The sequence below is a fragment of the Streptomyces sp. NPDC048411 genome, assembly GCF_040704695.1.
Taxonomy (GTDB): Bacteria; Actinomycetota; Actinomycetes; order Streptomycetales; family Streptomycetaceae; genus Streptomyces.
On the sequence record NZ_JBEZKL010000197.1, the window covers coordinates 1 to 9,567 of the forward strand.

General features: G+C 69.0%; 8 protein-coding genes and 1 pseudogene. 1 reads left to right on the forward strand and 8 read right to left on the reverse strand.

Annotation, left to right across the window (positions count from 1 at the left end):
* Window positions 1-105: 105 nt before the first annotated feature.
* The 7 genes and pseudogenes from AB0915_RS36300 to AB0915_RS36330 all read right to left on the reverse strand — a co-directional run bounded on the left by AB0915_RS36300 (window position 106) and on the right by AB0915_RS36330 (window position 8,388).
* Window positions 106-2,475, reverse strand: coding sequence for an MMPL family transporter (locus tag AB0915_RS36300; protein ID WP_366695240.1), 2,370 nt, complete (start codon window positions 2,473-2,475; stop codon window positions 106-108).
* A gap of 473 nt (window positions 2,476-2,948) precedes the next feature.
* Window positions 2,949-3,584, reverse strand: coding sequence for a response regulator transcription factor (locus tag AB0915_RS36305; RefSeq protein ID WP_366695252.1), 636 nt, complete (start codon window positions 3,582-3,584; stop codon window positions 2,949-2,951).
* Window positions 3,584-4,681, reverse strand: coding sequence for a histidine kinase (locus AB0915_RS36310; protein WP_366695254.1), 1,098 nt, complete (start codon window positions 4,679-4,681; stop codon window positions 3,584-3,586). Before AB0915_RS36310 ends, AB0915_RS36305 begins: the two co-directional genes overlap by 1 nt.
* A gap of 188 nt (window positions 4,682-4,869) precedes the next feature.
* A complete protein-coding gene (locus tag AB0915_RS36315) occupies window positions 4,870-5,532 on the reverse strand; it encodes a DedA family protein (RefSeq protein WP_366695242.1) in 663 nt (220 codons plus the stop codon).
* A 385-nt stretch (window positions 5,533-5,917) separates the two neighbouring features.
* Complete coding sequence (locus tag AB0915_RS36320) at window positions 5,918-6,826, reverse strand: aldo/keto reductase (protein WP_366695244.1); 909 nt, start codon at window positions 6,824-6,826, stop codon at window positions 5,918-5,920.
* A gap of 191 nt (window positions 6,827-7,017) precedes the next feature.
* Window positions 7,018-7,811 (reverse strand): annotated as a pseudogene (locus tag AB0915_RS36325) (transposase).
* On the reverse strand, window positions 7,741-8,388 hold the full coding sequence (locus AB0915_RS36330) for a helix-turn-helix domain-containing protein (protein ID WP_366695246.1): 648 nt from the start codon (window positions 8,386-8,388) through the stop codon (window positions 7,741-7,743). Before AB0915_RS36330 ends, AB0915_RS36325 begins: the two are co-directional and overlap by 71 nt.
* Window positions 8,389-8,480: 92 nt before the next feature.
* On the opposite strand from AB0915_RS36330, the gene AB0915_RS36335 reads away from it, so the two are divergent.
* A complete protein-coding gene (locus AB0915_RS36335) occupies window positions 8,481-8,696 on the forward strand; it encodes a hypothetical protein (RefSeq protein ID WP_366695248.1) in 216 nt (71 codons plus the stop codon).
* 5 nt (window positions 8,697-8,701) lie between these two features.
* Here the strand turns inward: AB0915_RS36335 and AB0915_RS36340 are convergent, their stop codons facing one another.
* Window positions 8,702-9,316, reverse strand: a complete 615-nt coding sequence (locus AB0915_RS36340) for an HAD family hydrolase (RefSeq protein ID WP_366695250.1) — start codon at window positions 9,314-9,316, stop codon at window positions 8,702-8,704.
* Window positions 9,317-9,567 lie beyond the last annotated feature (251 nt).

The window sequence follows — 9,567 nt, forward strand, 5'->3', positions numbered from 1 at the left end:
CCCCGATACTGGGCGTATCGGGGCGAGCCCGACAACGCAGCGAGCGTGCGTGCCAGACGCCGCCTGGCAGGCGGGACTTTCGAAACACGCCCTAGGGACCTGGCCCTACGGCTGGTAGTAGTCAGGTCGCGAGGTATCACGGCGGTGCCGACCGGGCCGCGACTGCTGCTGCAGGTGGCTGCCTTGCTGGTAGGGCTGCTGGTGCGCGCCCTGCTCGTACTGCTGCTGGGGCGCTTCCTGCCGGTACTGCTGCGGGGCGGTGGACCGAGCGTACTGCGCCTGCTCCTCGGCGCGGTACCGCGCGGGACCGGCCTGGTCCGGGAGCTGGGCCGAGGGGCCGCGGCTACCGCCGGAGATTCCGCCGGGCCACCAGTTCCACTTGCCGAGTGCCGTCATGAGCGCCGGCAGGACGTAGATGCGGATGATCACGGCGTCCTGCAGGATGGCCGCCGCGAGGCCCACGCCGAGCTGTCTGAACTCCACCATGGACAGCGTGCCGAAGATCGCGAACACCCCGACCATGACGATCGCGGCGCTGGTCACCACGCCCGCCGAGCGGGTGATGCCCTCACGGACGGCGTCCTTGGTCGAGGCACCGGCCAGCGAGGCTTCGCGGATCCGGCTGACCACGAAGACGTGGTAATCCATCGACAGGCCGAACAGCACCACGAACAGGAAGAGCGGCAGCCACGAGACGACCGCGCCCGAGCTGTGGAAGTCGAGGATCTTCTCCGCCCAGGTGTGCTGGAAGACCCCGACCAGCACACCGAACGCGGCCGCCGCGGAGAGCAGGTTCAGCAGGATCGCGGAGATCGCGACGGCCAGCGACCTGAAGATCAGGACCATGGTGACGAAGGTCAGCAGCAGGACGAAGCCCACCACCCAGGGCATCCGCTCCTCCAGGTGCCCCGTGAAGTCCACCCCCTGCGCCACCTTGCCGCCGACCGCGCTCTCGGAGTCGGGCACGTCGGCCATCGCCTGCTGCACCCACTCGCGCAGCAGGTCCAGGGACTCGCGTGCCCCGTCGCTCTTGGGCTGGTACGGCGTGCCCACGTCGACGGTGTGGACACGGTGGTCCGCCGACTCCTTGATCGTCGGCGTCGAGTCGTGCGCAAACAGCTTGTTGTCCGCGGTGCGTTCGAGCAGGCCTTTCAGCGCGCTCTTCACCTCGCCGGCCTCCGCAGTGGGCGCCCGGACGGCGACCTGGTGCACGGTGCCCTTGCTGGGGAAGGCCGCGGTCAGCCGGTCCATCGCCTGGACGACTGGGATGTCACGGGACAGATCGTCGGAGCCCGGCTGCTTGAGCTTCATGTCGAGGGCCGACACGGCCAGCAGGAGCAGCGCGCCCACGGACACCACGAGCGTGATGACCGGCTTGGACAGCGCGGGGCGCAGCAGCGCGGGCCACATCCGGGACTCGCCGGAGCGCATGGTCAGCCGCCACAGGAAGGGCACCTTCGGCTTGTCGACCCAGCGGCCGAGCTTGCCGAGCAGGGCGGGCAGCACGGTCAGCGAGGCCAGGACAGCGACCGCTACGACGATGATGGCGCCGGTGGCCAGGGACGCGAAGGTCGCCTCCTTGGCCAGGTAGAGACCGGCCATCGCCACGATCACGGTGGTGCCGGAGACCACGACGGTGCGCCCGGAGGTCTCCGCGGCGATCTCGATCGCGTCGACGTCGGACTTCCCGGCACGGCGTTCCTCGCGTTCGCGCTTGAGGTAGAAGAGCGAGTAGTCCACGCCCACGGCCATACCCATGAGCAGGATGACGTTGCTGACGGCGCTGGTCTCAGGCAGCACGTGGGAGGCGAGCGTGGACAGCCCGATGGCGGCGCCGACGCAGGACAGCGCGAGCACCACGGGAACGCCGGCCGCGATGATCGCGCCAAAGACGACGAGCAGGATCAGCAGGGTCAGCGGCACGCTGATCAGTTCGGCCTTCTGGAAGTCCTCGCCGAGGGTCTCCGACAGCCCCTTGGCCGTCGAGCCGGTGCCCACCTCGTCGACCCGAAGGCCCTCGTGGGCGTTCTGGACCGCCGCGCTTGCGTCGAGCAGCGGCTGGACCCGCCGGTCGGCGTTCTCCGTGTCGCCCTTCATGGTGACCGGCACCAGCAGCGCCTTGCCGTTCGGCGAGGCGACCGGCTCACCGACGCTCTCCACCCCGGAGAGCGCCTTCATCCGCTTGACGACGTCCGCCGCCGCGGCTCGACCGGCCGCCCGGTCCAGCTTCCCGCCGTCCTCGGCGGTGATCAGCACGTTCTCTTCGGCCTTCTCGGGGAAGTCACCGGAGTGCACGATCTTGCCGGCGCGGCCCGACTCGCGGACCCCCGACTCCTCGTCGCTGATCGCGTTCGTACCCGCCACTCCGCCCAGGAAGAGGCACGCGGCGACGAACACGACCCAGAGACCGATGGCGGACCACGGATGGGTGGCGCTCCATCGCGCAATCCGTACCGTTGCCGGTTTCTTTCGCACCTTGCTTCCTTCCGTTGCTCCAGGCCCGGCCCAGGAAGCCGGCCGGATCTCAACGGGGAAAACGCTAGGTCCGCCGACATGCGTGCGGATACGAGGTAAACCGTCATGGCGGCCGTTGCTTTCCGCAGGCTCAACATGCGGAAAACCGCAGGTGCGGCCCTGCGGAAAACCGTACTGCCCTGGGGAAATCTTGATCAGGAAAACCCGGGCCCGTTACGTTCGACGTGCGAATCAGCGGCACCCGCAAAGGACCGCGCAATAGCTTCCGGGTTGGAATATTCGTCGATCGCGGAGTGTAGCTCGTCGAATTAAAGGCGTACATTCCTTGGCAATTAGTTGCCGAGGTGCGACAAAACTCGAGGGGAGAAAATGGCCCGACGACGCTCTGAACCCGTATTCGTTCCAGTGACGACCCGGTGACGAAAACGACGTGCCGGGCGGCGGGATCTCCGCTGCCCGGCACGTCGTTGTCGTCACGACTCCAGATACCGCAGTACGGCCAGGATCCGGCGGTTGTAGCCCGCGGCGTGGGCGAGTTCGAGCTTGTCGAAAATCGTGTTGAGGTTCTTCTCGACCGTGCTCATGGAGATGTGCAGCTTCTCCGAGATGGCCGCGTTGGTGTGCCCCTGGGCCAGCGTCTCCAGGACGCTGCGCTCGCGGGGGGTCAGCCGGGCCAGCGGGTCGCTGTGCGTCGTACGGATCACCAACTGCCTTACGACCTCCGGGTCGATGGCGGCGCCACCCGCCTGAATCCGCTCCAGCGCGTCGAGGAACTCCTCCACCTGGGCGACCCGGTCCTTGAGCAGATAGCCGACCCGCTCCGCGTTCGAGGTCAGCAGCTGTGCCGCGTAGTTGCGCTCTATGTGCTGGGACAGCACCAGGACCCCGACGCCGGGCCACCGCTTGCGGATCTCCAGTGCGGCCCGCAGCCCCTCGTCCGTGTGGGTGGGGGGCATCCGGATGTCCACGACGACCATGTCCGGCTGTTGGGCCTCCACTTCCCGCAGCAGGGCGACGGCGTCTCCCACCGCGGCGAGGACCTCGTGCCCCTCCTCGGTGAGCAGCCGGACCAGCCCCTCTCGCAGCAGGGTCGAGTCCTCGGCCAGCATTACGCGCACGGCAACTCCGCAGTGATCGTGGTGGGCCCCCCGGAGGGGCTGTGGACGTGCAGCCGGCCGTCCAGCGCGCCGACCCGGCTGTGCAGGCCGGTCAGTCCGCTGCCCGCCGGATTCGCGCCGCCGACGCCGTTGTCCTCGACCCGGACGACGAGGACGGGGCCGTACGCGCGGACGCTCACGAGGATCTCCGTGGCGGCCGAGTGCTTGGCCGCGTTGGTCACGGCCTCCGACACGACGAAGTACGCGGCGGTCTCGACTGCGGCGGGCAACGGATCGGCGAGGCCGAAGTCCATCCGGATGGGGATGCTGCACCGCTCGGACACGCCGGCGAGCGCCTCCTGAAGCCCCAGGTTGTCCAGCGCCGTCGGATAGGCCCGCCAGGCCACTTCCCGCAGTTCGGTCAGCATCTCCTGCGACTCCCGGTGGGCCTGCTCCAGCAGGCTGTCCGCCTGTTCGGGCGTACGGCCCCGGCGGGCGCGTCCGAGGAGCATGGCCAGCGCCACCAGACGCTGCTGCACCCCGTCGTGCAGGTCCCGCTCGATACGTCGGCGTTCGGTGTCCACGGCCTGGAGCACCGCAGCCCGGCTGGTGGCCAGTTCGTCGATGCGCCGCTGCATCAGCTCGCGTTCCGACGGACCGAAGTTCTCGCGGGCCAGACGCGCGTCGAGCGCCTCCAGCGACACCAGGCCCTGTACGTCCAGGAAGAGCAGCACCCCGCCGAGCAGCCCCTGGGTGAGCAGCTCCCGCCAGCCGAGCGTGCCCCGCACAAGGCTCGCGACGAGCAGCCCCGCCAGGGCAATGCCGAAGCCGAGCAGGCCGACCACGATGCCGGTGACCAGACCGGCGTAGGTGCGGGTGGCGAGGTAGCGCAGGATCCGGTGGTCGGGAACGGGGCGGTCGGGGAAGCGGTCCCCGAAGAAGACCGAGCGGCGCCGGCGTTCGAGTCCCGTCAGCCGTCGGGCCCCGGCGATGAGGGCGACGAGGGCGTGTCGTCGGGTGCGCGGCCACAGCAGAAGGGGGCCGAGGAGGGTGCCGACGACCGCGAAGTACAGCAGTCCACATAACGCGGTCAGACAGCCGAGCAGGATGCCGGCGGCCCGTCGCGGGAACGCCGGAGAAGGCGTCGCCGGAGGCTCACCTCCCGGTTGCGCGGGTCTGAGCGCCGCTGGGAGGGGCCGGGTGGTGAAGTCCGCCGAGTCCCCCTGCACGGTCGCCGAGATTAGTCGGGCGGCGCAGCCGGGGCAAGATCGTTCGATCGGGGTAAGAAGGGGACTGGTCACGACGTACGGCGATGCTGGGCGGAGCCGCGGGAGCGCAGGCGGACCACGATGTAGAGAGCGAGGGCCGCCGCGACCAGGACGAGGACGACCTTGCTGATGACCCCGACGTAGGTCTCGACGAGGTCCCACTGATCGCCGAGCCAGTAGCCGGCCAGCACGAGCACGGAGTTCCAGATCAGGCTGCCCAGGGTGGTGAGCAGCAGGAAGATCGACATCGGCATGCGTTCCAGGCCGGCCGGAACGGAGATGAGACTGCGGAAGATCGGCACCATGCGGCCGAAGAAGACGGCCTTGGTGCCGTGCTTGGCGAACCACTCCTCCGTCCGCTCCAGGTCGGACGTCTTGACCAGCGGCAGCCTGGCCCAAATCGCGCGCATGCGCTCTCGTCCGAACAGCATGCCGATCCAGTAGAGGACCGCGGCGCCGACCACCGAGCCGAGTGTGGTCCAGAACAGGGCCGAGAACAGGCTGATGACGCCCTGTCCGGCCGCGAAGCCGGTCAGGGGGAGGATCACCTCGCTGGGCAGCGGTGGGAAGAGGTTCTCCAGGGCGATGGCGAGGCCCGCGCCGGGGCCGCCCATGGTGTCCACGAGGTCGGCTGCCCAGCCCGCGATACCGCTGGCGGGTTTCTGAGGCAGAGCCAGGGTCATGAGGTCCATTTCGAAATCTCCAGGCTGCGGGGGCGGTCGCCGCGGGCAGATGCCGCGATCCATTGACCACGCTAGAAACCGCTGATCAGCGCCGGTATGAGGATTGCCGTCGAACTTATGCGGTTCTCCGCACCCTCCACCCTGCGGTTTTCCGCAGGGTGGAGGGTGCGCGTGCAACCCGGACAGCCTCCTGCTGCTGACGCCGGACGAGGTTCGTGCCGTCGACCGATTCCTCCAGGGCCTCGACCTGGAGGAGGTGATCCGGGAGCGCCGTGATTTCCTGGATGAGGTGTACGTGTACTCCTATGAGAGGGTCCGCCAGTAGGGGGCGCTGGCGGACCCTTTCAGTGCGAGCGGTGGCCGGTGGGATGGATTCCGGCTGGTAGTGGCCCCGCTATGCTCCGGCCGGCCGCAGCGAGGTGAGGCGTGCCATCTCGTCTTCCGAGAGCCGAAGCGCGCCGGACGCCACGTTTTGCGCGAGGTGGTCCAGATCACCGGTCCCCGGGATCGCCAGCACGTGCGGCCCCTGCTGCAAGGTCCAGGCCAACCGGACCTGCGCGACGGACACACCGTGCGCGCGGGCGACGGCGCACACCGCCTCGCGGTCGCTGGCAGCCGGACCCGCCTCGCGCCCGGAACCGGCGATCGCGAAGAACGGGACAAAGGCGAGGCCGAGTTCACCGCAGAGCCGCAGGAGCGCCCGGTCCTCGCTCGACGCACCGATCCCATAGGGGTTCTGCACGCAGACGACCGGGGCGATGGCCCGAGCCTCGGTCAGTTGCTCGGACGTGACGTTGGAGATGCCGAGGTGGCGGATAAGCCCGGCATCTCGCAGTTCGGCCAACGCGCCGAAGTGCTCGCCGATCGAGCCGGTCCGCCGGCTCGGTGGCACGCGCAGGTTTACCACGTCCAGATGATCGCGACCGAGTTGGCGCAGGTTCTCCTCGACCTGGCCGCGCAACTGCGCCGGCGCGGCCCACCACCACGCGCCCGAGGTATCGCGGCCCGGCCAGACCTTGGTGGTGATGACCAGCTCCTCCGGGTATGGCGCCAGCGCCCGGTTGATCAGCTCGTTGGCGGAGCGCGTCGCCGAGAAGTAGAACGCGGCGGTGTCGATGTGGTTCACGCCGAGCTCGATCGCCCGCCGGAGCACGCCGATCGACCGATCGCGGTCACGCGGCACGCCGCGGTCGAAGGGTGCGGTACCCGTCAGGCGCATCGCGCCGAACCCGACGCGGTTGACGGTCTGGTCACCAAGTTGCCAAGTATCCGTGGCGGGCGCGGTGTTCGTCTGTGGACTCATGACGTGGATCTCCTCTTGCGGCTTGGAACAAAGAACCGGTGGGTGGGGCGCGGCGCGTTCAGGTCGCTCGGCAGGGCGAGGACCTCGAAGCGGGTCCACCGGTGTCGAGGCAGGCGGGCCCCGGGCATGAAAAAAAGCCTCCCCGGCGGATCGGAATCCGCACCGAGAAGGCTTACGTGATGACCGGCATTTTAGCAGGCACGTCGGATGAGGCAGCGGACGGTGATGATGGCGCTGGCCAGGGCGATGAAGAACTCGACCGGAGCTTTTCGTCGCTCGGTGCAACGGCGGAGCTTGCCGAAGTTGTTCATCCACGAGTTCGTGCGTTCAACCACCCAGCGCCCGCCGGCCTGGATGGGAGTCTTCGCGCCGCGCTTGGCGATCTGCCCAGTGATCCCTCTCGCCGGCAGGTCCTGGTGGACCATGCAGTAGTCGTAGCCTGCGTCCAGGCTCAGCCGCGGGCTAGCGGGTAGCGGCCCCAGGGATGCTTGAAGGTCGGCGAAGCGGTCGAGGGTAGCGGGTAGCGGGTAGCGGGTAGCAGAGCGTGGTCGCGGGTGTTGGCCGGCGCGGGATCGGTAACCAGAGGAATTCCCTGCCCATCAGTCAACTGTGAACGTTTGACGCCTTGTTTGGCTCGGTCGACGGGGCTCTTGCCCGCGCACTCTCCGCCGGAGGGCGCCTTGGCGATGCAGCCGTCGGCGGACAGTTGGTCGAGTTCGAGGCCGATCATGCGGTCGTAGGCGGCGAGAATAAGCAGCCTCAGCGTCTCCATCACCCCGGCGGCGATCCACTCGTCGCGGCGGCGCCGCAGCGTGGTGGCGGAACAGTCCTTGTCAGCCGCGCGCTCGTATCCGCAGCCAAAGACCACGGCGTCGCTGATGCGCGGGTTGTGGCAGCCCCACGGATGACGGTCCTCACGGACGGGCAGCAGGGCGAGGAACTGGTCGCGGATCGGGTCGAGAATGCATGCTGGGACGGCAGGCACGGATCCCCCGGTGATCACGAAGCGCAGAGAACTCCATGATCGGGCGAACCGTGCCTGCACCGCTACGCCCCCCGGCACGGCACCTACTGGCGGACGCTCTTACACGAGCATCCTCAGGGAAGACGGCAGCGAGCAAGACGTCAGCATGATCGAAGACGGCAGCCTTGCAAGCGACTTCGCGATCTTGCGCGTGGTCTGCGCTCTGCAGCAGCCCAGGAATGTGTGCGGTGATGGCGCCGCGCAGCCGCTCGGCGTGGTGCTCCAGTTCCGCGAGGTCCAGGAGAGGGTTCGGCAGGAGCTCCTGGTACTCGGACCACCATCCGCGTCTCCGGTCCTGGACCATGTTGACCAGGGCCTCGATGAAGGCATTGTCGGAGCAGTCGTAGTTCTGCGCCATGGCGCGCAGCCGCTCGCCACTCACTCCGAACCTGGCGTTCACGATGTTGCTCAGCTGGCCCTGGCTGATGCCATGCACTCGGGCGGCCTCGGTCGCCGTGAGACCAGCGCGCTCACGCAATTTGCGCAGTTCGGTGGCGATTCGGACGCGCCGACCGGTGGGGGCCGATCTGCCTGCCATGTAACTCCTCCTTGGCGAGGTTGAGTTCGACTCATCACTCACACGAGGGGATCTGCATGCAGTTTCATGAATGCAGCGCAAATAGAACTTGCGTGTGGGACACCAACCCGCACATCCCCGCCCCCTTCCGGTGGAGCCCCGAGGCCCCGACGGACCTTGCCGAGCGCGGGCGCGGGCTGTACCTCGTCGCCCTCTACGCGGAGAGCTGGGGCGCGTACCCCATGCGCGGTGGGCTGCCCGGGCAGGGCGGGATGCTGCTCTGGGTGGAGTGCGCGGCCAAGGGGGAGGAGCGGGCCCAGGACGAGTGAAACGCCTACGCCGCGTACGCGTCCAGCCAGGACGGAAACTCCGTCAGCGACGACAGGACGACATCCGCGCCCGACGCCCGGAGCTCCTCCGCGTCGCACGGGCCCGTCGTGACCCCGACCGACAGGGCATCGGCGGTACGGGCACCGCGCACGTCCCCGGTGTGGTCGCCCACGTAGACGCCCGCCCCGTGCTCGCGCAGCGCATCTCCCTTGCCCTCCGCCCACAGGCTGCCTATGACCTCGTCGGGTTCGATTCCCAGGTGTGCCAGGTGGAGCCTGGCGTTCGGCGCGTGCTTCGCGGTGACGACGATCGTCCGGCCGCCCCGTGCGCGGATCGCGGCGACGGATTCCCGGGCGCCGGGCAGGGCGGGGCTCGGCGTGATCGCGTACGCGGGATAGATCTCCCGGTATCGGTCGGCTGCGGCGGCCACGGCGTGCGCGGGGTACCAGTTCGCGAGCTCGTGCTCCACCGGCGGTCCGAGCCTGCTGACGACCAGGTCGAGATCGATCGGCGTCCCCGTCTCGGCGGACAGTGCCCGGTAGGTGGCCTTGATGCCCGGCCGGGAGTCGATGAGCGTCATGTCGAGGTCGAAGCCGACCGTCAGGTGGTGTGGAGCCATGCTGCCCATTGTGCGGAAGGCACGGCCTTCTTCCGCCCCTCGGGGCACTGCGGACCCCTGATCCGGCAGATGCGGGCCGGGGCCCCGTGGTCCCACCCCGGTCCGGGGTGACCGGTTCCGTCCTCAATCGCCGGACGGGCTTGGGGTGTGCGTCTGGCCCCGGGGGTGCCGCCGCGTCCGCCGGGTGGTGGGGTGGGTGGGGCCCCTCCGGGGCGTCTCCTCGGGACTGGCGCGGAAGCCGGCAACGCGGA